We start from the raw sequence: 25,573 nt of genomic DNA, 5'->3' as shown, positions 1-25,573 counted from the left end.
CGGTCCCTGCCGCCCCGGTTTTTTCTACCGCCCGTCGCCAAGTAGATGGCTTGACACTTTTTATCCCCCTGATGGCAATTTCCGTGCTTACTTTCCATCGCTCCGCAGTAAACACTGTGTATTCGAAATAAGACGGGAGCTGCCCCATGACAACCACAACAAGCGCCGACAGCGAAGCCCTCAAGACTCTCTCCAGACTCAAGGTATCGCCAAAAATCGCCTGGCCCACCGTCACATTGATGGTCGTCTCCCATCTGGCCAACATTCTCAGCTGGGTCATGGTGCTCAATGGACTCTGGCCCGCCTGGGTTGGCCTGATCATTACCAGCATCGCTGGCTACGTTATGTTCACCCCGGCCCATGAGGCCATCCACCGTGCGGCGGCGCAGAAGTCCGAGCACAACGACCTGATCCTCTCCATCGCCACCTTTGTAGCGGTGCCCTTCGGCAAGGGGAAAATGTTCCGCCTGCTGCACATGCGCCACCATCGTTTCGCCAATGACCCGGAAAAAGACCCGGATCACTGGATGGCCAGTAGCCTGTGGACGATGCCGCTGTGGGGTTTCTGGCCGTTCCTCTACCTGGTCAACTTCCTGCGCAACCCGGATGTGCTGCCCAACGTGAAACCGGCTGAAGTCTGGCGTGAACTGGCCGTGGCCGGTGTAGCACTCACCGCCCTGTTTCTCTGGCGGCCCTACGAAGCGCTGATGCTGTGGCTGATCCCCTCCTACATTTCCTTCTACCTGATGTGCCTGGTGTTCATGGTGCTGCCCCACTACCCGCACACCGGGCGCCAGGACGAAAACCCCAACACCACCGCGTTGATGCGCATGGGCCAGGAATGGTTGCTGACACCGATTCTGATGTACCAGAACTACCACTTGGTGCATCACCTCTACCCCACCGTGCCCTTTTATCGCTACGGCAAGGTGTGGAAAGCCCGCGAGCAATACCATCGCGAACACTCCGGCAGCATGATCATTCGCCCCTTCCAACTCGGCCCGGACACCCAGCCCGGCAACGCCTGACAGGAGAACAGCAATGACAAAAACCGTACTCATCACCGGCGGCGCCGGCGGCATTGGTCGGGAATTCTGCAAACTGTTCAATGCGGACGGTTACCGCATCGTGGTATTCAGTCTGCTTCAGGAGGAACTGGATGCATTGGGGCAGCAGCTGAAACAGCAACGGGCTGATGTGGATTACCGCCCGGTACAGATGGATCTGTCACAACCCGGTGCCGCTGAAGAAATTATTCAGTGGCTCGATCGCGAAGACATCGAGCTGGACGTGTTATTGAACAACGTGGGCTTCGGCATGATGGGCGAGCACGTTGAACAAGACAGCCAGAAACTGGAGCACATGCTTACCCTGAACAACATCCTGCTCAGCAAACTATGCATGCTGGTGGGTGCAAAAATGAAGGCCCGCGGCGCAGGCAAAATCATGAACATTGGCTCCCTGGCCGGGTTCTGTCCCATGCCCTTCTTTGCTGCCTACAGCGCCAGCAAGGCCTTTGTGATCAACCTGAGTGCATCACTACAGGAAGAACTGAAGCCATACGGTGTGCAGGTAACCTGCTTCTGTCCCAGCACCACCAAAACCGCTTTTCTGGATACCGCAGAGAGCAAACACAAATCCTCCGGTGGCATCAGAGAGTTCGTCTCCGCACAGATCGCCACCCCCGAAGACGTGGCCAAGGCCGGTTACAAGGCCCTCAATCAAGGCAAGCGCTACGCCCTGCCCGGCCTGTCCGTGACCCTGCAAAGCATCTGGATCCGAATGATGCCCCTGCGCGCCATGGCCAGCTTTGTGTACAAGAAATCCGTGAAAGAAATGAAAAGCTGATTGACGACACCACAGGAGGGTCGCTGGCGACACTCCTGTGGTGTTTTTCACCCCGCACACCACCAAGCCCTTCCCATCCCCCCATGTCGCATCCCTGCCGAATCCGTTATGTTGACGCTAACGTATGCAAAAGGAATGCACCATGTCTGACGATGGCTCCCCACCCGTTAACAGCACCTCACTGGCGGTACTGATTGACGCCGACAATACGCCTCCGAAAATTGTCGATGGCCTGTTTGAGGAAATAGCCAAGTTTGGCACCGCCAGCGTCAAGCGTATCTATGGCGACTGGACCAAACCCAACCTGGGTGGCTGGAAAAGCGTGTTACTGAAACACTCCGTGCAACCGATCCAGCAATTTGCCTACACCCAAGGCAAGAATGCCACAGACTGCAGCATGATCATCGACGCCATGGACCTGCTCTACACCAAGCAGCTTGCCGGCTTTTGTCTCGTATCCAGTGACAGTGATTTCACCCGACTGGCCGCCCGCTTACGTGAGGAGGGCCTAACCGTTTACGGCTTCGGAGAACGCAAAACCCCCGGACCTTTTGTGGCAGCCTGCGACAAATTTATTTACACCGAAGTACTGCGCTCGGACCATGCACCAGAACATACCCCCGACAAGCCCGACAAACCCAAGCCCTCCGAAGACACCGTCAGCAAGGAGGCGCCGCCATTGCAGCTGATCGCCAACGTCATTGATGATATTTCCGATGAAGAAGACTGGGCCAACCTCGGGACTCTCGGCCAGCATCTAAGTAAGCGCAAACCCGACTTTGATACCCGCCTGTTCGGGCACAAAAAACTCAGCGACATGATCCGCGCCTACCCCAAGTGGTTCCAGATCCAGAAAGGGCAAGGCAAAAGCATTCAGGTAAAAACCCTACGAAAATAACGTTTTTCCTTCACCAACCAACTGAAACGTAAGAGGCCGCGTCCAGATAATGGACGCGGCCTCCTCGGTTCCAGCAATCAACAACCCCTGACCGCGCAACTATTAACTATTCACTGCCTTTTACCGCACCAACCACAAACTCAACTGCGGAATATACGTAATCATCAACAAGGCGATGATCAATATCAGCATAAAAGGAATGGTCGCCGCGAACAGTTCGGTCACTTTCTTCTTGAACCGGTAACTGGCGATAAACAGATTCATGCCCACCGGCGGGGTGATATAGCCGATCTGCATGTTGGCCACGAAGATGATCCCCAAGTGCACCGGATCAATTCCGTAGCGCAACGCCACCGGCAAAATCAGCGGCACCATGATCACCAGTGCCGCAAAAATATCCAGCAGTGCGCCCAACAACAGCAGCAGGATATTCAGCAAGATAAGGAAGGTAATCTTGCTTTCCACATGGGTCTGGATGAGCGCGAACAGTTTCTCCGGCACACCGGCATACACCAGATAGTCAGAGAAAGCCTGCGCCACCGCCAGAATCAGCAGGATACCGCCCACCATGATCATGGAATCGCGCATGATTCCGGGCAGCTTGCGCAGCGAGATTTCCCGGTACAGGAACACCTCGGCCACCAGCACATACAGCGCCGTCACCGCCGCAGCCTCACTGATGACCAGGAAGCCGGAGAAGATCCCGCCCAACACCACCAGCGGCAGCGGTAGCTCCCAGCGCGCTTCCCAGAGCGCATCCACTAACTCACGAAAATCAAACGCCTGCCGAGGCACATCGGTGCCCCGCGTGGCCCACACACAGTAGCCGTAAAGCAGCACGATCATCAGCAGCGCGGGTAGCAAGCCAGCCAGATACAGATCGACGATTTCCACCGTGGGCATGTCCAGTTGCTGGGACATCTGCTGGGCAATAATGCCGTAGATCAACAAGGGCACCGAAGGCACCAGCAACAAGCCAAGGCTCCCGGATGATGTAACCAGACCGAGACTGAATTTTTCCGGATAATTGCCTTTCACCAACGCCGGTAACAACAACGCTCCCAAAGCCACAATGGTGACCCCGGAGCCGCCGGTCAGGGCAGTAAAAAACGCACAGGCGATGAGCGCGACGAAAGCCATGCCACCGGGCATCCAGCCGAATGCGGCCTGGCTGAGCCGCAGCATGCGGTCCGCGGTTTTCGATTCACTGAGCAAAAAGCCGGCGAAGGTAAACAGCGGCAACGCCATCAGCACGACGGAATTACTGAGCTGATAGATGTCGATATGCAGCACTGCCAATTCAATTTCCAGGGTATAAAAACCCAGAGCTGCCGCGCCGAGGATAATGGCAAACAAGGGGGCGCCCATCAGCGCCAACACCACCAGCAGAATAATTGCCGCAATGATCATGGCGTCGGCTCCTGCATTTTCGGCCGCTTGCCAATCAACCCCATTGCAAACAACACCACGTAGCGCAGTGCCATCACCGAAAACCCAACCGGGATAATCGCTTGCAACAACCAGCTCGGCACGCTGGCAAACGCCGGCGAAGCGTACTCATATTCTTCAATGACGAAATGCACGCTGTACCAGGCCACCAGCAAACAGATAAAGGCGGTGAACAGATCCACGAACGTGGTCAGGAAGGGGTGGTATTTTTCCGGCAGCAACGACGAGGCCACATCAATGCGAATGTGTTCATCATTACGCGAGGCGATCATGGCCCCTAGCAGGCCAATCCACAGCACCGCGTTCTGCAACAGTGGTTCGATCCAGACCATGCTGGTACCAAAAAAATTCCGCAGCACAATCTGCCCAACCGCCAGCAGGATCATAAACAAAAGGACGGCCACGATAAGGCCGTCCTCGATACGATGAAGGGCGCGATGCACCCCGCGTAATAGTGCTGCCATCATTGCCCGTTGCGTTGCTTGGCGATAATGCCGTTAAGCCGGTCCAGCATGGCCTGGCTGATTTCGCCCTCTTCCACCAGCTCGGCGGTGGCACGTTCGGCGTAGCTGTGCCATTCCTTGCGTTGTTCCTCGCTGGGTTTTATCACTTCCAGACCCTGCTGTTGAACGGCGGCAAAGGCGCTCAGATTTTCCTTGCGGCTTTGTGCGTCCAGTTTGTCGAAGGTGGCTTCCAGTACTGTGCGGACCACTTGCTGATCTTCCGGGCTCATGCGCTTGAAGTATTTTTCATGGATACCCAGCATGCCGAAGGTATAAAGCAGTGGCATGTCGGTCAGGTAGCTTACCCGGGAGTACCATTGCAGGGTAAGGGCGGCCACCGGCGGTGCCGCAAAAGCATTCACCGCGCCGGTCTGCAACGAGGTGAGTACTGAACCGATGTTGAGCAAGATGGGGGACAGTTCGAACGCCTTGGCCGCCTTGGCAGACCCTTCATCATTGGCCGGCAACCACAGCTTTTGTTCACGCAGATCGGATACGCTCTTCACCGGCTGCTCGGACATCACATACGCAAAACCGCCATCCAGCAGACCAAAGCTCACCCAGCCACCGTCCTCCAGACCTTGCTGGATCACCGGGTCCAACTCGCTGCGTACCGCATCCACTTCATCGTAATTATTAAAGGCCAGCGGCACATTGAGAATCTGGCTGTCCTTGTAGGCAGAAGCGAAGGCCCCGCCCTGGGCCACCAGCCCATGGAGCTGGCCGATGCGGATTTTGCGCTCTACCGCCCGGTCATCCCCCATCACCCCACCAGGGTAGATTTTCAGCTTTACCCGGCCTTCGGTTTTCGCCGCAATGTCCTTGCCGGCTTTTTTCAGGCCGGTGACGATGGTGGTGCCATCCGGGTACAGGGTGGAAATTTTCAGGGTGGTCGCGGCGGTGGCGACCAGCGGCAACAGAGCGATAAGAACAGTGACAAGGCGCAGCATAAATACTCCTAGAAATAATCGTCCGCGTCGGCAAGCAAGGCTTCAGCCTGCTGCTGCGCATAGGTATTTTGCAGGGTCAGGCCGTGGACATCCGGGTCCGCTGCCAGCACCTCATTGAGCAAGCTGTCGTGCAGCTCCCGATCAAACACCAGACGCGCGTACTTTTCCGCATACAACACCTGGGCCAGCAGGTTCTTGCCATCAGACAGCAATACCGCTTCTTCAAAATGCGCCTTGGCCTGTTCGGGCTTGCCTCCCAGCGACGCCGGCAGGATGCTGTTCAGCACCCCCAGATACATGTGCGCCTGGCCGTACTGGTAGCCTTCATCCAACGCCACGATGCGCGCCATGATGGCTTCCACCCGGCCCAGTTCCGCTACTGCGTTCCAATCACTGGTGTTCTGCTGGATATAACCGGCCCAGGCACCGCCCAAAGAAAACAGCACCGGTACATCGCCTTTACCGGCATCGTCCAGCAGGGATTCAAATTCGGGAACCGACAGGCTGCGCAGATCGCAGTAATCCTTGTGGTGGGCGCAGGCCGCGCGGAATCCGTAGTCCAGCGCCTTGTTGCTGAGTTTGCGGGCCCGCTCGGGCTCTTCCACAAACAAGCCGGCGTAGGCGCCGTAGAGGTCCGCGCCACTGCTGAGCAGGGATTCGCTTTCCGGCCAGTTCTCGATCAGGCCATCGACCATCAGCAAATAGGTAGGCAGGCCATCTTCGACCAGCTGCAGGTCATTGTTGTTGAGGACACCATAAGGCAGGTTGTCGTCAACATGGGCCAGAGAACAGCCTTGCAGGGTAATCACCGCTGCGAAAAAGAGAGAAGGTACCCAGTAAGGTACAGAGCGCCACTGCATAGGTCGCTGGCATCCTTTCATTATTGTGACTTCATCGTTTTGGCTGTCTTTATAGCAGCCCCCCGGGGGTAACTCAAACCGCCCTGCTCTTCTGGCTGCGCCGCACCATGCCGAAAATGCCACCCAGCAAACAACCGCTTACCAACCCGGCCAGATGCGCCGCATTCGCCACCACATCCGATAGCCCTACGAAACAAATTGCCATCCATGCCAGCATGAAGACCACAATCTGCCGGCGCAGAGCAAACCCGGCCCCGGGATTGAGCCGCCCGAAGATCCACAGGTAGCCCAACAGACCATACACCACACCGGACAAGCCCCCGAACATGGGGCCGCTGTACAAGAACTGAGCCACATTGGACACCGCGGCCGTCACCAGCGTCACCAGCAGCAGTTGGGCGCTTGATTGATGGCGTTCAATCAAGCGCCCCAGATCCGCCCACCACAGCAAGTTGAAGATGATATGGAGCTCAGACAAGTGCAGCAGCATGGGGGTGATCAAACGCCAGGGCTGGCTAGTCAATCCCTCCAAGGACGCGGGGAACTGCAAGGCACGATAGACGCCGTCACCGAATAGATAAGGGGTCAGGAAAATGGCCACACACAGCACCAGCCCAATCCTGGTCACCCACCCCATGCTGGCTAACCAGCCACCCGACAACAATGGCTGCGGCTGGCCGGTCAATGGCTCCACAGGCTGCTGGCCCTGCCCCCGTTTCAAGTCGGCAATCAGCTCTGCGGTCAGCTGGCGCGCATGGGGATATTGCTCCGCATCGGGGACCCCCAGCACGAATTGCCCCTCATCCTCATGACGGTCCACTTGAAAACCATTGCGCTTCAGCGTGCGCTCAATCAGGTCCGCCAGTTCCGGCTGGGGGGTGCGAATCAGTTCCATGCGAGTGCCTCCAGGGCCTGTTTGCGTTGCGTATCCTTCATGACCACCAGGTTATCCACCTGTTGCCAGAAGCAGCCCCAATCCCGCTGACACTGATCCAGCAGGCGGGCAAAGGCCGGCACATAATCGTTATAGTCGCTGACGCCGTTAAGGCGGGCATTGTTCAGTAGCCCATCGAAAAACCCCGCGTAGGCTTTCAGGGCCGGTTGCGCCTGGCTATCGCGGGCAAAACGGTCACGGGCCTGTTGCAGGATACGGGTTTTCTCCCGCGCCAGCGCGTCTGTATCCTGTTGCGACGCATACAGGGCTTTCAGTGCCGCCCGCGTCGCCTGCACAATGGCCATAAAGGCGTCCTGCACCTGTTCGCGCTGCTGCCAGTAACCCGCCGCCAGCGGCTCACCACTTTGGGCAAAGTAATCCACCGCCCCTTCTCGTCCGACCAGGGTCGCCAGGGATTCGTTGAAGCGGGTATCGTCCTTGATATACACCTTGCGGTGCACCAGCTCGTGGATCAGCAGTTGCGCCAGCGACGGGCGCGACCGGTCAAGCATCGGAGTGGTCAGGGGATCGGCAAACCAACCCAGGGTGGAGTAGGCAATGGCGCCCCCCACGAAGGTGTCCATCCCGTCCTCAGCCAGAGCATCCGCCTCGCGGGTAGCTCGCCCCTTGTCAAAATACCCCCGGTAACTGACGCAGCCAATCATCAGGTAGCACCAGGTTTTCGGTGTCAGGGAATAGGCCGGTGCCGCCAACACATTCCACACCACCGCATCCTGCTCCAGCGCCACATACTGGTGGTATACATCGTCGGCCGGCAACGACAGCGCCTCACCGGCGAAAGTAAGAACCTGCTGACTGAACCGCAGCTTGGCGGCCAATTCCGGTGAAGTATGGGTATCCGCCAGCACCTCCGCCACCGGTTCACGCTGGCCCATCAGCGACCAGTGGCCTTTCACCGCCTGACCGTAATAACCCACCTGACACCCCGACAGCACACCGCTCACCAGCAACAGAACGGCGACTGTGTTTTTACCCAGGGGAAATAATCGCATTCGCTGGCGGTCAGGCCCGGGACATGAATTTACGTTCGGCGGTATTCACCCGCACCTTCTCACCTTCCACGATATATTCCGGCACCTGCACCACCAGGCCCGTATTCAGGGTGGCTGGCTTGGTGCGGGCGGATGCAGACGCAGCTTTCATGGCCGGGGTGGTTTCAGTCACTTCCAGCACCACCGACGCCGGCAACTCCAGGCCGATGACCGACTCTTCCACTCTCAGGGCCAACACCCCTTCGGTTTCTTCAGTGATGAACGCCAGCTCATCGCTGATATCTTCCTGTTTAAGCAGGTATTGGGAGAAATCCTCATTATCCATGAAGATGTAGTCATCCCCGTCCACATAGGAAAACTGCACCGGGCGGCGCTGCAACTCCACCGTGGCCACGTCGTCATCCCCCTTGAAGCGCTCTTCAAACTTGGGGCCACCGCCAACCGCACTGGCCTTTACCCGATACAAGGTGGCCGCCCCCCGGGCAGAGGGCGACTGCACCTCAATCTGGCGAATGGCATACAGGGTGCCGTTGATATCGATAACGTCGGATTTTTTCAGTTCACTGGCGCGGGTCATGGAAAGCGGTCCTGGGCAATTGATGCGCCAATGCTACAACAAAGCGAGACGACAGGCAGAGAGGGCAAAGAGACGAGTTGAACGTTGTCGCGCTTTTCAGCTTTCAGTTTTGGGCTTTCAACTGCCCCTCAAGCCGTTCGTATGCCTGGGCACACAATTGCTTGCGGTCCATGCCTTCCCCCTCCAGGGGCGTACAGAAGTGCAGGCGAACGCGAATTTTTTGGCGGAGCATCATGGCCCACAAATGATGGTGAAACTCATCGTCCCCAATAAAGGCCAGGCCCCGATCCGGAGCGCCCATGCTATCCAGGTAGCGAACCGCTAACGGTTGCACCGGCACGCCTGCCAGCAAGGGGGCATCAAACAATTGCGGGAAAAAGCGGCGCAGGCTGGAGCCATCGGTGGTGGTTCCCTCCGGGAACACCAGAACCGTGTGCCCCTGCTGCAAGCGATCGGCAATTTCCTGGGCCTTGCGGACCGACTCACCACTGCCGCGCTTGATAAACAGGGTGCCCATGGCCCGGGCCAGTGTGCCGATCAGCGGCCAGTCACCGACCTCCGCCTTGGAGAGAAAATACAGATGCCGCTGGCTGGCAATCACCGGAATATCCAGCCACGACACATGGTTGCTGACCAGAAACACGGGGGCTTCGACCCGGCTCCCCGTGACCGTCAACTCCACCCCGAGGATACGTAGAAAACGCCGGCACCAGCGCTGTTTGGCGCTCAGCACCACAGGCCGATACGGTGACCAGAACGCCCCCAGCAAAAACGCCAGCACAAACCCCCACAGCAGATAGAGCACGACACGAATCACTCGCCCCACTCGACGCAGTTGCGGCCAGAGGCCGCTTTCATTGTAAGAAGCAATATCGACGGAGTCGTTCATCTCACTCACGGTTCAAAGCCCGGGCCGAATCCAAAAAACTCCGTAGGAGCGGCGCTTGAGCCGCGAATTACTTGCGACAAGCCGGCCTTCTTCGCGGCTCAAGCGCCGCTCCTACGGGAAAACGATGGTCGTTAAACCGCCTGGGCCGGCTGCATGAAGTGCTGCACGTAACGGGCCGGGAGATCCTCCACCGCCATCAACACAAAGAAATCCAGGCAATTAAAATCCGGGTCCCAGCATGGTTCGCCGCACACCTGGGCCCCCATGCGCAGGTAGGCCTTGAGGAGCGGAGGCATTTTCACACTATCGGCCTGGGCATCACCGGGCAGCGTGTTCAATCGCAGGTGGGGCTGCACCCGGTGCTCCGTCGGGCTCAGGTGGCGCGCCTGAACCCGCTGATTCACCGCCGCCACGTTATAGCCTTCACTCAGCGCGATACTGGCGCAGCCCAGCAGGTAGCGCACATCGTTCTCCAACATATACTGCGCCAGCCGCGCCCACAGCACACTGATCACCGCCCCATTGCGGTGTTCCGGGTGGATGCAGGTACGGCCGATCTCTGCCAGCTTGCCCTCCAGTCGCCCCAGCATGGTCAGATCGAATTCACCGCTGGAATAAAAACCGCCGGTGCGGTGCAAACGGTCACCCGGTAGCACCCGGGTGTAACCCACAATCTCCCCACTACGGTTATCGCGGACGACCAAGTGCAAACAGTGACGGTCGAAGCGATCCCGATCCAGGCCAAACGGGGCACTGAAACTGGCGCCGTATTCCTGGGAAAAGATGCGATAACGCAGGCGCTGTATTTTCAGAATCTCGCGGCGAGAGCGGGTGAAATATGCCGTGAAGCGGCCCAGCGCCGGGGCTTCAACCACCCTCTCGGCGGCCATATCACGGGGAAAACGAAGAATGTCGGCGGTGGCCACGAACGGCTTGGCGAAGGCCCCTTTCAATTGCGGGCTTAACGCTTTGATCTTTCCTGCAGCTTGCGCAAGCATAGTGTACTCCACTGGCAGTTTCGGCCAGTGTCGTCAGCCGCCATGGCAAGGCAGTGACATTTACATGACATTTGCGCGACACACGAAAAATGCGCCTGACGTTACGAAAGCCCCCAAGGAGAGCACCATGGACGCCCCCCGCATCGCCCACACCGTACCGTTCCCACTACACGTCAGAAAAGGCGATACGGTCTACTGGTGCGCCTGCGGCCTGAGCCAGACGCAACCCTATTGCGACGGCAGCCACAAGGGCACCGGCTTCGCGCCGGTGCCCTACACCGCCACGCGGGACAAGATTGTGTTTTTCTGCGGCTGTAAACACAGCAGCAAAGGCATGATTTGCGATGGCAGTCATTCGAAGATAAAGGGTGAATAGTGGCCAGCTAAGAACGTCGCGATTGCGTTGTGATGCCTGATGAAGCAAAGAGGCCGCGTCCAAAGATTGGGCGCGGCCTCTTCCGTTTCAAATCAAGACAGCCGGTTTCGCGCAGCTGTCAATTGCCTTTACCCCGTGTTGCGCAGGCCCGCTGCAATCCCCGCGATCGTCACCATCAAGGCACTTTCCAGCGTCTCGTCGCCGTCCTGCTGACGTAGCCGCGCCATTAGCTCTGCCTGCAGCAAATGCAACGGATCGGTGTACGGGTCACGCACGCGGATGGACCAGCGCATCACCGGGTTGTTATCCAGCAGATCTTCGCGGCCGGTGAGGGCGGACAGGGCACTGACTGTGGCAGTGAGCCGCTCACGCAGTACTTCACCCAAGCGCATCAAGCCTTCATCGTCACCCGCCAGACGCTCTTCATACCAGGCCGCCACCCGCAGATCGGACTTGGCCAGCACCATTTCCAGCATATCCACCACGCCCTGGAAAAACGGCCACTCGCTGGCCATTTCCCGCACCATGCTATTTTGTGCCGCATCGTTCTGAGCATCTTCCAGGGCCGCACCGGTGCCCAGCCAGGCAGGCAGCATCAGGCGGATCTGGGTCCAGGCAAACACCCAGGGAATCGCCCGCAACGAGCTGATCCCCTGGTCCGACTTGCGACGGGCCGGACGACTGCCCAGCGCCAGCCGCGACAGCTCGGTTTCCGGTGTAACCGTACGCAAGTAGCGCACCAGTTCAGGCTCATCACGGACCACGCCGCGATAACCGGCCACAGAGGTATCGGTCAGCGCCTGCATCTGCTGGCGCCACTCCGGCCGCGCCGCCTGGGGCGGCAACAGGGTGGCTTCCAGAGTGGCCGCCACATACTGTTCCAGATTGAACACCGCCACCGACGGGCGACCGTATTTGAAGCGAATCACCTCGCCCTGCTCCGTCACCCGGATACGCCCGGCCACCGACCCCGGCGGCTGCGACAACAACGCCATGCGGGTCGGCGAGCCGCCGCGGGAAATGGAACCACCACGGCCATGGAACAGGGTGAGCGCAATACCGTTTTCGGCAAACAAGGCCGTGAGCTTTTCCTGGGCGCGATACTGGGCCCAGGCGGCGCCGAGAAAACCGGCGTCCTTGGCGGAATCGGAATAGCCGATCATCACTTCCTGGCCATCTGCCACCCGCTCCCGATAGAACGGCAAAGCCAACAGGGCCGACATGGTCTGCTCGGCGCCATCCAGATCATCCAGGGTTTCAAATAACGGCACCACGCGCATGGGTTCGCGGACACCGGCAATTTTCTGCAGCAGCATTACCGCCATCACATCCGACGGCGTTGTGGCCATGGAAATCACATAGGCCCCCAGACCTTCACTGCCCTGCTCAGCAATCACTTCACAGGTAGCCAACACCTCGGCCACCTCGGGGGTGCAGTGTTCGCTGTCCCGAAACGCGGCATCAATCAACGGCCGGCGCGCTTGCAGCTCATCCACCAGAAACGCCTGGCGGGTGGATTCGTCCCAATCGTTGTAACTGCCCAGTTGCAGATAGCGGGTAATCGCATCCAGTACCTGACTGTGACGGGTGGATTCCTGGCGGATATCCAAGCGCAACAGGGTAATACCGAAGCAGTTCAGGCGACGCAGGGTATTTTTCAAATCACCGTCAGCGATATCGTTCAAGCCCACAGCACGCAGCGAACGATCCAGCAGCTGCAGGGGCGCCATCAGCTCTTCGCGGCGCAAGTACGCCTCCCCCTCCGGCACGGGCAAACCTTCCACCTGCGCTTCCATCTGACGGCGGGTCAGACGCAGACGGCTGCGAACGTCGCGCAGCAGCACCCGGTAGGGTTCGTGGCTGGGGCCCGTGGCTGCCAACAGCTCGTCGCTGGCGGCTTTCATGGACAAGTCCGCCAGCAGATTTTCCACATCTCGCAGGTACAAATCCGCCGCCATCCAGCGAGCCAGCAACAGCACTTCTCGGGTCACCGGAGCGGTGACATTGGGGTTACCGTCACGGTCACCGCCCATCCACGAAGCCAGCTTCACCGGCGCCCAGTCCGCTGGCGGCGCGGGCAGGCCCTGTTCGGCCAGCTGCGCTTCCAGCCGGCGCAACACATCCGGCACAGCCTGCCAGAGAGATTGTTCGATGGTGGCAAACCCCCATTTAGCTTCATCTACAGGGGTCGGTTTTTCGCGGCGGATTTCATCGGTGCACCAGGCCGCCAGAATCACTCGGCGCAGCCGCTCACGGCGCAACTGACGTTCATCATCATTGAGGTCAGAGCGGTCCAGCTCACTGAGTAGATCAGCCATCTGATCGTATTTGCGAATCAAGGTACGGCGGGTCACCTCGGTGGGGTGCGCGGTCAGCACCAGCTCCACGGAAAGGTCTTCCAGCGTGCCCGAGATCTGCTGCTGGGCAATCTGGTTATCCGCCAGACGCTGCAACACATCCTGTAGTCCCTGATCAGTCCCCGCATCGCCTGGATACCGCTGGTGCTGACGGTGCAGCCGCTCGCGGTGATGTTGTTCGGCAATATTGCTCAGGTTGAGAAACTGGCTGAACGCACGTGCCACTTCCAGCAAAGTGGCATCGTCCAGTGGGGACAGCAGGTCACGCAGTGACGCCAGTGACTCGCCCCCACCGGTGCGGGTTGCCACCGATGCCTGGCGAATCTTTTCCACCGTTTCGTACATGGCGTCGCCCGCCTGCTGGCGCAGACATTCACCCAACAAATCGCCTAACAAACGGACATCATCACGTAATGGTGCATTTACATTGTGATCCACTGTGCCTCCTTACGGTGCAGGAATATTCACCGGTGCCTACAATACTCACTCTTGAGGCCGAAACCATGACCGGCAAATTCATCTCAACGTACAGTTTTAACAAGATTACACTGCCGGGCATCTTTATTCCGCTGCCATGGTGCAGCAACATAGGCCCCCTAATGAACCCGGGATCGACTCAATGATGAACACCTCAAGCCGCATCACCTCGGATCAGGGGGTGGTGCTGATGCAGTATCTGGCGCGGGCCCTGTTTGCCGGTCTCGCCGTGATGTATTTCCACCATGCGGACCATTTCTTCTTCACCCTGCCTAAGGCGACACCGTGGCTGCTGTTTTGCGCCTATATCGGCATCCAGCTCCTGCTGCTGTTCTGGCGCCCGGTGAACGCCGACGCCTTTGCCTCCGCACTGGACCTGCTCACCCTGGGCATCGTGCTGCTGCTGGATGCGGGGGATCCACCTCCCACCATGGCACTGCTGTTCATCGCCGTGCTCAGTAACGGCCTGCTGCACGGTCTCAAACGTTTTCTGATCATGCTTATCGGTGCGGAAATCGTGCTGGCCTTCGTCCTGCCCATCCGACTCAGCTATGCCAGTGCGCCCACGGCTTCTGCCAGCCTGTTTCTGGTGGCGGCACTCAGCGCCTGCATGCTCTATTTCGGCTTGATGATCTGGCGCAACCAGCACCTCTCCCGTGCCGCTCTGGAAGCCACCTGGCGCGACCCGGATACCGACTTCATCAGCCGCGAAGCGCTGGTCAGTACCGCCGGCTGGCTGGTGCCCCTGCACGACCGCATTTCCTCGCCGCTGACCCTGGCGTTGGTGCAGCACAACGAACTGCCACTCCTGGCCGACCGGGTCGCCCAGCGCATTCGCCGCAGCGATGTGGCGGCTCGCTACGATGAACAACATCTGGCGCTGCTACTGCCCTGCACCGCCACAGCCGCCGCCGAGCAGCTGCTCAATGATTTACGCGACCGGCATCCGGGCCTGCGCGCCGCCGTGATGACGCTGACCGATGGCGACGCGGCCCTGGAGCAGGCGTTCTCTCACCTGCAGACGTCCATGGCCCGCACCACGGAAGAGGACAACCACTGGCTGGCCCATGCGCCACCGATGAACTGAGCCAGTACGCCGAACGCCTGATGCTCGAGGCCTCACGCAACGCACTCACACAGCCTTGTCATTGTTTGCGCTAAACTGGCGCAAACAATGACAAGGCCGTCTTCATGCCCCTTCGTACCGTTTCCGCAGCCCTGCTCGCCTGTCTGCTGACCGCCCCGGGCATGCTCTTGCACGCCGCCGACGGCCCCAGCCCGCGTATTGTCGGCGGCAATCAGGCTCCCGCTGACTTCTGGCCGTGGATGGCACAACTCGCCATTGACGACCCCAATGTAGACAACGGTTACTTGCTCTGTGGTGCCAGCCAGATCAGCCCGCGCTGGGTGCTCACGGCCCATCACTGCACCCAGTACCAGAACGATGCCCTGGCCACCGCCGACCGCATGTTCGTTTATATCGGCGAAACCGAACGCAAAGGCACCTTTCCCCAGCCGGGACGCATCGCAGTGGAGGGTATTTACCGCCACCAGAACTACAACAATTTTTCCTTTGCCCACGACCTTGCCCTGCTGCGCATTCCTGCCACCAGCAACAGCCAATGGCCAAGCCTCGCGGACAGCGGCACCTTTGCGGAGTTGGAAAGTCGTTCGTTGAGTCAACGTGACGAAGCGGTAACCGCCCTTGGCTGGGGCCAGACGGGTAGCGGCAACCTGAGTACACGGCTGCGCGAGGTGCAACTGGATTACATTCCCAGAACGATCTGCAATGAGCTATCCACCCTGTCGATTCCGGCATCGACCATCTGCGCCGCTGAGCTCAACCCCATCAACGGCATCAATCAGGACACCTGCTTCGGCGACAGTGGCGGCCCCCTGTTTATCGGCGAAGACCCCAACCCCTGGTTGGTGGGCCTGACCAGCTTCGGCTTGGAAAACTGTGCATCCGGCGCCCCGGCCGGGTACAACCATGTGACCACTGAAATCGCCGAGATCGAACGGCTGACCACGCTGGGCGGAGTACCGCTGGTGGACATGACCGTCAATGGCGCCAACACGACCCGCTACTATCAACCCCTGAACGGCACCCAGAACATTACCGCGACTCTGCGCAACAACAGCACCCGCAATACCGCCACCAACGCCACCGTGAGCCGATCGCTCGACGGCGGCCTGGCCACCAGCGCCCGATTTGACTGGAACGGCTGTAGCGCCCTGGCCTCCGCTACCCGCTGCACCGTGGCCAGCAGCCTGGCCGCCGGCGCCTCCCGTACGGGCAGCGTGGCGGTAACCGACAGCAGTGGCACCGACCAGGTCGTGACCCTCACGCTCAGCGCCAGTGCCGATGAGAACGACTACCGCCGCCGCAACGATGACCGGGTACAGGAAATCGCCTTCTCCAACAATCCCGACCTGGCCCTGTTCGCCGCCCAACAGACCAGCAGCCCCACCCGAGCCAGGCTAACGCTAACCCTGAGCAATCACTCTCCGCTGAATGCCGCCACCAACACCGGCCTCAGCTTCCCGCTCCCCGCCAATACTCAACTGGTCAACGGCGCGGAACTGGGCTGCCAACAAGGCAATCCAGTGTTCTGCCCGGTCGGCGATCTCAACCCGGAACAAAGCCAGACCCTGGCCCTGGAGTTCACCACTGACACCGGAATCAGCCAGGTCTTTACCTTCAACGCCAGCGCCGATCAGGGCGACCTGCCTGGAGACACCGACACAGAAGTCGACATCACCGTGCAGTACAACGCCAGCGTTAACACAGCGGCACGTGGCAGCAGCGGGGGCGGTGGTGCGTCACTGTGGCTGGGGCTCATGGCGTTGATGCTGGGCGTGCGCCGACCACGCAACTGACTTGTCTGCCTGTCACCGCACCTTTATTCTTCCCGGTTTACTGATCAGCACACCGGGGAGACGCACGTGAAGGCCAAGCCAAGTTATCGCGCCGACATCGAAGGCCTGCGCGCACTGGCCGTCATCCTGGTGATTCTGTACCACTTCCAGGTGCCCGGCATTACCGGTGGCTTTATCGGTGTCGACGTCTTTTTTGTTATTTCCGGCTTCGTCATCACCCAGCTGCTGGAGCGTGCCTTCCAGAAAGACAGTTTCCGGTTCCGCGATTTTTACGCCCGTCGCATCCGCCGCCTCGTCCCGGTATTTCTGCTGGTCTCCACCGTCACCTTCCTGATGATTTCGCCGTTCTACATTGGCGACGCTTACTACATTTTTGCCAAGAGCTGGATGGCCTCACTGATCGGGCTGAGCAACCTCTACTACTTCAACGAGCTTACCCAGTATTTCGCTCCGGAAACCCTGTCGCTTTCCCTGCTGCATACCTGGTCGCTGGCCGTGGAGGAACAGTTCTATCTGCTCTGGCCTGCCTCCCTGTACCTGGCCTATCGCTTCGGCAAAGGCCGCAACGCCCACTGGCCATTCCGTATTACCCTGGTGGCCACCTTTGCGCTATCGGTCTATATGGCCAGCACTCACCCCGCGGCCGCGTACTATCTACTGCCCGCCCGCCTGTTTGAATTCATGCTCGGTACCGGCGTAGCACTGTTCAGCCAACAGTTGCCTCGCCTGAACCGGGGCAGAGCCGAAACCCTGGCACTGATCGGGCTGACCCTGATCGTGGCCACCGCCCTGTTGATCACCAAGCACGATCACTTTCCCGGCTATAACGCCCTGTGGCCCACCCTCGGCACCGCCATGGTCATCTACGCCGGCCTGCATCAACCCGGCACCTTCACCGCACGGCTATTGAGCCTGCCGGTGATGGTTTTCCTCGGCGGCATTTCCTATTCCCTGTACCTGTGGCACTGGCCGCCCGTAGCGCTGATGCACTACCAGCTTATCGAGCTGACATGGCTGAACCGGTTGCTGCTGATGGTGGGTATCGTCGCCTTGTCCTGGCTCAGTTTTCGCTTTGTGGAGAACCGCTACCGGCACCGGGAGTGGAGCTTCAAGAAGTCGTTCCTGATCTTTATTCTGGCACCACTGATCGGCATCTGGGCGATCCAGTCCACCATCCGCATCGCCGACGACATCAGCTTCCGCATTCCCGAAGAGCGTCGCGAACTGTACAAGATCATTGCCAACAACAACCCGGCAGACCTCTACAAGCGCTGCTTCAAGGGTGACCCGGTGGACTTCAACAAGAGCGACGCCTGCCTGTTCGGCGCCGAACCCCAAAACGGCCAGCCCAACAGCATGCTGATCGGCGATTCCCATGCCATTGCCCAGATCGGTTTTCTCGAACAGCTACTCAAGGGCACGGACTATTCCGTGCTGATGGTCACCCGGGCCTCAACCCCGTTCCTGCCTCCGGCCATCGCGGAAAAAGCCCAGGCCGCCGACCCGACCAAAGTAGCCCGCAACCAGGCGATCAGCGACACTCTGAGCCAACGCCCCATGACGGTCTTCATCGGCGCCTGGTGGAGTGCCTATCTCAAGCACGACGCCTACCAGGCTTATTTTGTCGATACCATCGGCTGGCTCAAAGACCAGGGGCACACCGTCATCGTTCTGGAAGATGTGCCCGAATTACCGTCCTCCTCCTACGCAGAGTGCCTGCTGAAAAACATGGACGATTGCTCTATTAGTGCGGCCGACGTCGAAGATTCACTCCGCAATTTCTACCAGTACAAACAAGCCGCCCAGCAGCGCTACCCGGACGTGCAGTGGATCAACCCCAGAAAGGTGCTGTGCGATGACAAACGCTGCCAGACCGTCCTGAACGGCATCCCGCTCTACCGCGATGAAAGCCACCTGAATAACGTGGGCGGAATTGAAATTGGCAAGGAATACCTGAAGCGCTTCGGCAACCCGCTGCCTGACGCCCTTCACTAGCCCCCAGGACTCGCCTCTGGCAGCGGTTCTGTCAGCACAACAGAACCGCGCCCCTCTCTCTAGTAACCGGTTTTGACTTTCGATGTTCTCGGCGCCCTCCTTGCCCCGCTTTTCCCCTGCAAAAAGGGTCGCGAAGACGTGACAAGCATCACAATCTCTTTCGCCAAAAAAAATTCACCCTGATTTGTAAGTCTTTGCTGACAGGAAAAATTTCTCGGCACCTTATACTTCCGGTCCGATGAAAAACGCCGAATACAAATATAGGGGAATCATAGTGAGTACTCAGTGGTATCGTATTAATCGTGCTGTTATTTCACTCTTACTGTTCAGCGCTGCGACACCCGGCTTTGCGAACCTGGAAGCCCAAGGCCCCGAATACCTTGTGAACACCATATCATCCGGTTACGAGGCAACACCGCACATAGCCGTAGACGGGAACAATCAGACACTGATTGTTTGGACCTCTGAAAACCGCCTCTCCGATGTTGGCCCAACCATTAAAGGGCAATTTTATAATCAATTTGGTGAGACCGTTGGCCCAGAGAAAGTCTTGGTCGATGCGGACCAAAATATCGCCCGCATTACTGAACAGAACGACTACCCACACATTGCAATGACCATGTGGAACGATGGTAATTTTGCCCTCGCTTGGTCGGAAACCGGCGATCCCATCAGTGACACCGATAACGACTACAATCTGGTGCTTCAATTCTTCAATAACGACGGCTCTCCAACAGGTGAGCCTGTCACCGTTGCCAATACCGACGGCAAAGAAGCGCTACCCGCCCTCGCCCACAACGACACAGGTCTGGTAATTGCCTGGCAAACTTTTCCCACTACACGGGGCAAGCCTATAAATAGCAAGACACTGTCATTCCGGCGTTATAGCAAAAGCGGCAACGCCACAAATAGCGGAGTCACCGTCCCGCAGCCTATACCGCTCACCAACCTGGGAGCTATTCCAGCCGTTGCCCTGAATACCGATAACGCGATATTCCTCGTATGGGGCGCAGATATGCAGGGCAAGAAAACCGGAGAAGAAACGTCACCGCATTACGCTATTAGAGGCGCGCTTTTCGCTGCGAATGATCATCCGATAGGCGAAACATCCACCCTGTTTAGCATAACCGATGTGGGCAGCTACCCTAGCGACGTTCACGCGGCCACACTAGACGAAAACCACTTCATCGCAGCCTGGGACAGCGGTGATTATGGAAGCCGGGACCCAATGGCACGGTCTGTTTCGCTAACCGGGGTTCTTGGCAGCGTCATGGGCCAACAAACGCAGGAAGATAATGCCATCTCGGCTATCGCAAAGGGCAAGGATGACAATGCCTTTATCGTCTGGAACCGCAACGGCGGATATAACGATAAAACTCTTTACACTCAACAGCTCACGGTCAACGGCCTTATAGGCGGCCCTCAACAAGTATCCACCTACACCACGCCTGAAGAGAACAATGTGGCTCTTGCCACAGACAGCAATGACTCGCTCATCGTTACCTGGGAAAGCTGGATAGCGAATGATGACGACGCGCCGGATATTTATGCTCGCCGTTTTGAGGTCACGCAAAGCAGCAATACAGAAACCGGCGGAGCAAACAGTGGAGGAGGAAGCAGTAGTGGAGGCGGTAGCCTGCCCCTTGCTTTGCTTACTGCTCTCGTGGCGCTCGGCAAGTTTCGCAGGAACCACTAACGGATCACGAGCCGTAGGTCAGATTTACCCAAGGGCACAGAGAGCCTATAAGGCGTAACCCGACATCAAGACCCGCAGTGAATATTACACCGCCTGAAATTGCGGTAGCGCCGCCAGAATATCCAGCGCATGGCGGCGCTTCACCGGATCATGCAGATCCACCGTCACCATCAGCTCATCCACCTCTACCGACTCCAGCAACTGATCAAGCTGCTTCTGAATGGATTCCGTCGTCCCCAGCAACTGCAACCCCAGGAAATCTTTTACCCCTGCTTCCTCTTGTGGATTCCACAATCCATCCATGCTTTTCACCGGCGGCTTCATCCACAAAGGCTGGCCTCGGAACAGGGCAAGAATGCGCTGGTAACTGGTGGTGGTCAGGCACTGGGCCTCCACATCAGAATCCGCCGGCACCGCAGGCACCGTCAACATGGCATAGGGCCTGTCCAGCTGAGCAGAGGGCTGAAACTGATCCCGGTAGATACGCAACGCCTCACGATACAACCGCGGCGCAAAATGCCCGGCAAAGGCATAGGGCAAGCCACGCTGTGCGGCCAGCTGCGCGCTGTACAAACTGGACCCCAGCAGCCAGATCGGTACTTCAGTGCCCGCTCCCGGAATCGCGTTCACAGCCCGTGACGCATCCAACGGCCCCAGCAAACGCTGCAACTCCGCCACGTCCTGGGGAAACTGCTCCGCCCCCAAGCCTTCGCGACGCAGGGCACGGCTGGTCATCGGGTCAGTTCCCGGTGCACGGCCCAGGCCCAGGTCAATGCGGTGGGGATAGAGGCTCTCCAGGGTCCCGAACTGCTCGGCAATCACCAGCGGCGGATGGTTCGGCAGCATCACGCCCCCTGACCCCACCCGAATGGATTCGGTCGCCCCGGCAATATGCCCGATCAGCACCGACGTCGCGGCACTGCTGATCCCCTGCATATTGTGGTGCTCCGCCAGCCAAAACCGCTGAAAACCCAGCGATTCCGCATGGCGGGCGTAGGCAACGCTGTTGGCCAGCGTCTCGCCCACGGTATCGCCCTCACGGACCGAGGCGAGTTCCAGCAGGGAAAACGGTACAGACTTCGTCACAGCACACTCCAGATCCAGCAAACAACAGGCACCCATGATTTCTGATTAACCCGCAGTTTGTCGAGAGCACAATTACCGTGCCTGCATCAGCCCTGGTCGCTCCCCGCCATTCAGCAGCAGAAAGTAACAACGAGTCGGCACCTCGTTTCTCTCGGATGCCCGCTTAAACAAAAAAGCCCCGGATTACCGGGGCCTGAAACTCAGCTTGCTTTCATTACCCTACGGGCAGTATTTGGCAATCAACGCACTATCATTGGTTGCCCACTGAGTGATCCGCACGCCGTTTGACAAGCTGATATAGTCCACCCTGTCAGTATCGTCATTGATGCGGAACAACGTATCGTGGGCAAACAGGATCTCTCGCTGTGGGCCGGCTTCAGCATAGCGCATACGTTGCGGCTGAAGAGATTCCGTCTCTGTTTGGTCATCGAAATGGATCAAACCGACATGCTTGGGGTAGCGGGCCTTGTTGTCCGTACCAATAACCGCAGACTCACATACGCGTTCTGCCACATCACTCGTGACTACCGTCAAGCTTTCACCAATCCTGCCATTGATCTCGTTAAAGAATGCTTCAACGCCCGGCTCCATGAAGTCCAGCGATTCATAAGCCAGAACATGTGCCAGTTTGTCGGGCCCTGATAGATTCGTCTCCATCAGAATTAAATCATCCATATCAAGACCATCCCTTGAGACAAAAACCATTGCTCTCTGGATAAGCGGGTCACCAGTAGGAATTTCGACACGTACGCCATTAACACTCGGGTCATCGAACAGGCTTACATACTCAGCTGTTTCCATATCAACAGACCAGCCCGGTATAAACTCTCCACCCTCTGGATCCTGGCCGTTATCCCCCGCCGCAACTCCAATAGTGGTGCCTTCACGGTGGAAACTGACCTCATCCCCCTTGGGGAAGAGCGCCCATTCAGATCCACCATCCTGAGAATAGGCAATCTCTGACCCGACACCATATTCCATCTCAAGAATACGCTGTCTAAGCGGGATATTGGCGCGGTAATTTACTGTCATGTCAGGAAGCGGCATAGCGAAAATCGCATTCTGCGCGTCTTCGTTGCCGTAAGTTTCAATCCAGCTTTCCAGCTCCTCCCTGAATTCGGCACCAAAATCTGAATAAACATAGCCACCATTGAAATCGTTCAGCATCCCGTCAGTCACATCCGTAGAAAGGCTTTCAAGCACAGCCAGCACCGGCATGGCTTGAGCATCGCCAACTCGCGCCAGGGCGCCCAGCACCGCAGCATGCAGGTCCCCAAGCGCAATAGTCTGGCTATTGGGAGCAGGCATCTCCGACAGGATATCGGGAGGAGACGTAATGGAACGAATGCCTCCATTGACCAACTTCGCAACCGAATCATTCAGCAGCTCCACCCTTTCAGCATCAAGCGGAAAGTCGCCTTGACTTAACGCAAGTTGCCAGGCGAGTTCAGTGAAAGGCGTAACCGCCGTGCTAGCAGGATCTTTCGTGATCGCATGAAATTGGCTACCCTCGGCAAGAGCGATTTCACCCGCCGACTCATCGAAGTAGCTGCTGTTTTCACCCGCCGTAACCTCGACGATTGCCGGCTCAAGGCTACTGTACGTAACCTCGATAGCGGCTTTTCCTGTTTCGTCCAGGGTCCCTTCACCAATAACCTCGCTATAATTGGCACCATAAATTTTCACTGTGGCATTGGTGATCCGCCCCAGAGAAGCCGAGACGGTCACGGTTTCAGACAGCGTACTACCGTTACTTCCGCCACCGGGGTTACCCCCTCCCGGGCCGCCAGTAGTAGCGGAGGACGATCCCCCACCGCCACCACCACAGGCAGCAAGCGTTGCACCCAGAAAAAGAACAGCATATTTATTGAATCTCGAACTCATACATCCCCACATATATCTTTGGTTATCGCTTCCATGACGAATCTCCCAGCTTGGGGAGATCAAACCGTGAGAGGGTACAGAAAGGGGAATGTGGGGAAACCAGGGGCATTGAAAATATGTCGACTGGTCTTAATATTTACGACATCCGCCATCTAGGCGTAAGCGATATCTTACAATTAGATGGCAATGCCAGAAATCGGAAAAAACAGAAAAGGAATACATCAACCAAGGACGCCAGGCGATCCAAAATCGATTAGCGGCGACCCCGTCGCCTTGGTCAGAAAAATGGCCTCACTAGACCAATGGGATCGCACAAATTGGCAAGCACTTTGATTGCGGACAATCAACCGTAAATCGGTAGGTTAAAGCCTTTCGTGGAAATGGGAGACCTGCCCCCCATGGTTCCGGGTTCCGCGCTAATAGTCTCCTCGCCTTTTCTTGGCAAGAATAAGAAGCAACATAAAAGTTGGGAACCCGTAAATTGCTAAAGCCGCAAAGATATCGGCCCCTTGTATGCCCGCTTTATATCCGCCGCCACCCTCAAAGTCGATTTGTATAGGGGACTCTCTACCATCTTTATAGTAGGCAACAAGACTGCGCCCAACATAGTACTCTTCCCCTTGAGATTTAGAGCAAGTGTCTCGAGCCCCGCCCATCCTGTAATTTCTCCCCGATGCACCAACCATATTCTGGAACTCATTTTTCCCACCACCAGTGCAATACCAAGAAACAACAATATCATCCGCAGAATAAACACCTTTATCTTCCAAGGATGGAACATTAGCCAAAGACCGGAAAAACAAGAGCCAAAAAACAGAAACCGCCAACATCAACTCCCACCAACGAAACTGACCAACCAGTTCACGCGCCCCCGTCAAAGCAGTCATTTTATTATCAGTCATTATCTACCTCCCTTGAAATACTCAACCCCCCCATTATTTAACTGCCCCCAAACTCCAGCCGATCTGTTAATCATAAAAATGCTATCCGAAAAGCTATCCAGGTTATCCGGGTTGGCGAGATGGCGAGGAGCATTCATCAGAGACATAAAATCCGTTAACGCAACAACGGGATAACGCAACAACGGGACACCCATAAACTTAATCTGACACCAAAACATCACATCAAAGCACAAGCCGCATTTTGACCTGCGATCCAGCGCCGGCCCGTCGCCTCCGCAAACGCTTTCACTTTCGCTAACGGGCCAATCGCCAGCGGCATTCGCTGTTTTCTTGGCCTCATATTTTTCAGCCACGTTGCCTGATCCACTCCGAGGCGATCCAGGATACCTGCAGCTCCGCCTTCTATCGCACCGCGCTTATCAGAACGTAGCACCCGACCCGTGGCATCCACTATCTCCAGGTAATCCATCAGCCTCATACGGCTGATTGTTGCTTCGTCATCACTTTCGATATGCTCCGCGTCTACCAGAGGAAGCAATGTCGGGGTTTTCGTATCTGAGCTGGCTTTTTGAACCATTCGGCTTCGTTGTTGTACTGACGTGTAATCCGAATCTTCCGGTGTAGACGCCATGTTGGCCCGTACTGGATTCAAGTCCACATAGGCCATGCAGCTCAGCAAGGCCTTCTCGTCCAGCAGCGCCTGACTTTTGTAGCGCCCCTCCCAGAAACGGCCCTTGCAGTCGTCTTCCTCGTTGGCCCTGCGGGCTAAGTGCTCGTTTAGGCAGCGCATGAACCAGCCCAGGTCATACAACCGAGTGCGCCATTCTTCCACAATCTCCATGGCCTTGAGGGTTTCAGCGTCGCCGGTCTCATCTCGCAGCCAGCGCTGCACCAGCAGGGGACCGGTGAACAGCATCATCCAGTGTTCCGCCACTTCCCGCTGGGTCCAATTATCGGCGCGAACCCGGTCAACCTTCAGCACCACGTGGTAATGGTTCGAC

General features: G+C 57.7%; 22 protein-coding genes. 8 read left to right on the top strand and 14 right to left on the bottom strand.

The window, feature by feature from the left end; translation table 11 throughout:
* The first annotated feature begins 146 nt into the window (after window positions 1-146).
* The 3 genes from CL546_RS13900 to CL546_RS13890 all read left to right on the top strand — a co-directional run bounded on the left by CL546_RS13900 (window position 147) and on the right by CL546_RS13890 (window position 2,746).
* The gene (locus tag CL546_RS13900) at window positions 147-1,028 is read left to right on the top strand and encodes a fatty acid desaturase (RefSeq protein ID WP_290496002.1); all 882 of its coding nucleotides are present in this window, start codon (window positions 147-149) and stop codon (window positions 1,026-1,028) included.
* Window positions 1,029-1,041: 13 nt separating this feature from the next.
* Complete coding sequence (locus tag CL546_RS13895) at window positions 1,042-1,848, top strand: SDR family NAD(P)-dependent oxidoreductase (protein WP_290496001.1); 807 nt, start codon at window positions 1,042-1,044, stop codon at window positions 1,846-1,848.
* 142 nt (window positions 1,849-1,990) lie between these two features.
* Window positions 1,991-2,746 (top strand): NYN domain-containing protein, encoded by a 756-nt coding sequence (locus CL546_RS13890; protein ID WP_290495999.1) that lies wholly within the window; start codon window positions 1,991-1,993, stop codon window positions 2,744-2,746.
* Window positions 2,747-2,866: 120 nt separating this feature from the next.
* On the opposite strand, the gene CL546_RS13885 is transcribed toward CL546_RS13890, so the two are convergent.
* From CL546_RS13885 to CL546_RS13845, 9 genes are all read right to left on the bottom strand, one after another.
* Complete coding sequence (locus tag CL546_RS13885) at window positions 2,867-4,156, bottom strand: TRAP transporter large permease (RefSeq protein ID WP_290495996.1); 1,290 nt, start codon at window positions 4,154-4,156, stop codon at window positions 2,867-2,869.
* Complete coding sequence (locus CL546_RS13880; protein WP_290495994.1) at window positions 4,153-4,662, bottom strand: TRAP transporter small permease; 510 nt, start codon at window positions 4,660-4,662, stop codon at window positions 4,153-4,155. The genes CL546_RS13885 and CL546_RS13880 overlap by 4 nt, the downstream gene beginning before the upstream one ends.
* Window positions 4,659-5,648, bottom strand: a complete 990-nt coding sequence (locus CL546_RS13875; RefSeq protein WP_290495991.1) for a TRAP transporter substrate-binding protein — start codon at window positions 5,646-5,648, stop codon at window positions 4,659-4,661. The genes CL546_RS13880 and CL546_RS13875 overlap by 4 nt, the downstream gene beginning before the upstream one ends.
* Before the next feature lie 8 nt (window positions 5,649-5,656).
* Window positions 5,657-6,508 (bottom strand): TRAP transporter TatT component family protein, encoded by an 852-nt coding sequence (locus CL546_RS13870; protein ID WP_290495989.1) that lies wholly within the window; start codon window positions 6,506-6,508, stop codon window positions 5,657-5,659.
* A gap of 73 nt (window positions 6,509-6,581) precedes the next feature.
* A complete protein-coding gene (locus tag CL546_RS13865; protein ID WP_290495987.1) occupies window positions 6,582-7,403 on the bottom strand; it encodes a rhomboid family intramembrane serine protease in 822 nt (273 codons plus the stop codon).
* The gene (locus CL546_RS13860; RefSeq protein ID WP_290495985.1) at window positions 7,394-8,455 is read right to left on the bottom strand and encodes an aminopeptidase; all 1,062 of its coding nucleotides are present in this window, start codon (window positions 8,453-8,455) and stop codon (window positions 7,394-7,396) included. Before CL546_RS13860 ends, CL546_RS13865 begins: the two co-directional genes overlap by 10 nt.
* 10 nt (window positions 8,456-8,465) lie before the next feature.
* On the bottom strand, window positions 8,466-9,032 hold the full coding sequence (gene efpL / locus CL546_RS13855) for an elongation factor P-like protein EfpL (protein WP_290495983.1): 567 nt from the start codon (window positions 9,030-9,032) through the stop codon (window positions 8,466-8,468).
* Window positions 9,033-9,135: 103 nt separating this feature from the next.
* Window positions 9,136-9,921, bottom strand: a complete 786-nt coding sequence (locus tag CL546_RS13850; protein ID WP_290496019.1) for a lysophospholipid acyltransferase family protein — start codon at window positions 9,919-9,921, stop codon at window positions 9,136-9,138.
* A 131-nt stretch (window positions 9,922-10,052) separates the two neighbouring features.
* Window positions 10,053-10,919: a GNAT family N-acetyltransferase gene (locus CL546_RS13845; protein ID WP_290495981.1), complete on the bottom strand. Its 867-nt coding sequence runs from the start codon at window positions 10,917-10,919 to the stop codon at window positions 10,053-10,055.
* Between the two features lie 127 nt (window positions 10,920-11,046).
* On the opposite strand from CL546_RS13845, the gene CL546_RS13840 reads away from it, so the two are divergent.
* Window positions 11,047-11,295, top strand: a complete 249-nt coding sequence (locus tag CL546_RS13840) for a CDGSH iron-sulfur domain-containing protein (protein ID WP_290495979.1) — start codon at window positions 11,047-11,049, stop codon at window positions 11,293-11,295.
* Window positions 11,296-11,423: 128 nt separating this feature from the next.
* On the opposite strand, the gene ppc is transcribed toward CL546_RS13840, so the two are convergent.
* Window positions 11,424-14,090 (bottom strand): phosphoenolpyruvate carboxylase, encoded by a 2,667-nt coding sequence (gene ppc, locus CL546_RS13835; RefSeq protein ID WP_290495977.1) that lies wholly within the window; start codon window positions 14,088-14,090, stop codon window positions 11,424-11,426.
* Between the two features lie 181 nt (window positions 14,091-14,271).
* On the opposite strand from ppc, the gene CL546_RS13830 reads away from it, so the two are divergent.
* The 4 genes from CL546_RS13830 to CL546_RS13815 all read left to right on the top strand — a co-directional run bounded on the left by CL546_RS13830 (window position 14,272) and on the right by CL546_RS13815 (window position 20,700).
* Window positions 14,272-15,216: a PleD family two-component system response regulator gene (locus tag CL546_RS13830; protein ID WP_290495976.1), complete on the top strand. Its 945-nt coding sequence runs from the start codon at window positions 14,272-14,274 to the stop codon at window positions 15,214-15,216.
* Window positions 15,217-15,320: 104 nt separating this feature from the next.
* Window positions 15,321-17,009 carry a serine protease gene (locus tag CL546_RS13825; protein WP_290495974.1) on the top strand — a complete coding sequence of 563 codons (1,689 nt, stop codon included), beginning with the start codon at window positions 15,321-15,323 and terminating at the stop codon, window positions 17,007-17,009.
* 66 nt (window positions 17,010-17,075) lie between these two features.
* Window positions 17,076-19,004: an acyltransferase family protein gene (locus CL546_RS13820; protein ID WP_290495972.1), complete on the top strand. Its 1,929-nt coding sequence runs from the start codon at window positions 17,076-17,078 to the stop codon at window positions 19,002-19,004.
* Between the two features lie 274 nt (window positions 19,005-19,278).
* The gene (locus tag CL546_RS13815; RefSeq protein ID WP_290495970.1) at window positions 19,279-20,700 is read left to right on the top strand and encodes a hypothetical protein; all 1,422 of its coding nucleotides are present in this window, start codon (window positions 19,279-19,281) and stop codon (window positions 20,698-20,700) included.
* A gap of 84 nt (window positions 20,701-20,784) precedes the next feature.
* Here CL546_RS13815 and CL546_RS13810 read toward each other — a convergent pair whose 3' ends face one another.
* The 4 genes from CL546_RS13810 to CL546_RS13795 all read right to left on the bottom strand — a co-directional run.
* Window positions 20,785-21,822, bottom strand: a complete 1,038-nt coding sequence (locus CL546_RS13810; RefSeq protein ID WP_290495967.1) for an LLM class flavin-dependent oxidoreductase — start codon at window positions 21,820-21,822, stop codon at window positions 20,785-20,787.
* Between the two features lie 183 nt (window positions 21,823-22,005).
* Complete coding sequence (locus CL546_RS13805; RefSeq protein WP_290495965.1) at window positions 22,006-23,670, bottom strand: hypothetical protein; 1,665 nt, start codon at window positions 23,668-23,670, stop codon at window positions 22,006-22,008.
* A gap of 416 nt (window positions 23,671-24,086) precedes the next feature.
* Window positions 24,087-24,572 (bottom strand): hypothetical protein, encoded by a 486-nt coding sequence (locus CL546_RS13800; protein WP_290495963.1) that lies wholly within the window; start codon window positions 24,570-24,572, stop codon window positions 24,087-24,089.
* A 217-nt stretch (window positions 24,573-24,789) separates the two neighbouring features.
* Window positions 24,790-25,573, bottom strand: a 784-nt coding sequence (locus CL546_RS13795; RefSeq protein WP_290495961.1) for a transposase, incomplete at its 5' end; no start/stop codon positions are given.

Source organism: Alcanivorax sp., assembly GCF_002726155.1.
Taxonomy (GTDB): Bacteria; Pseudomonadota; Gammaproteobacteria; order Pseudomonadales; family Alcanivoracaceae; genus Alcanivorax.
This window is presented reverse-complemented; position numbering and strand designations above follow the sequence as displayed.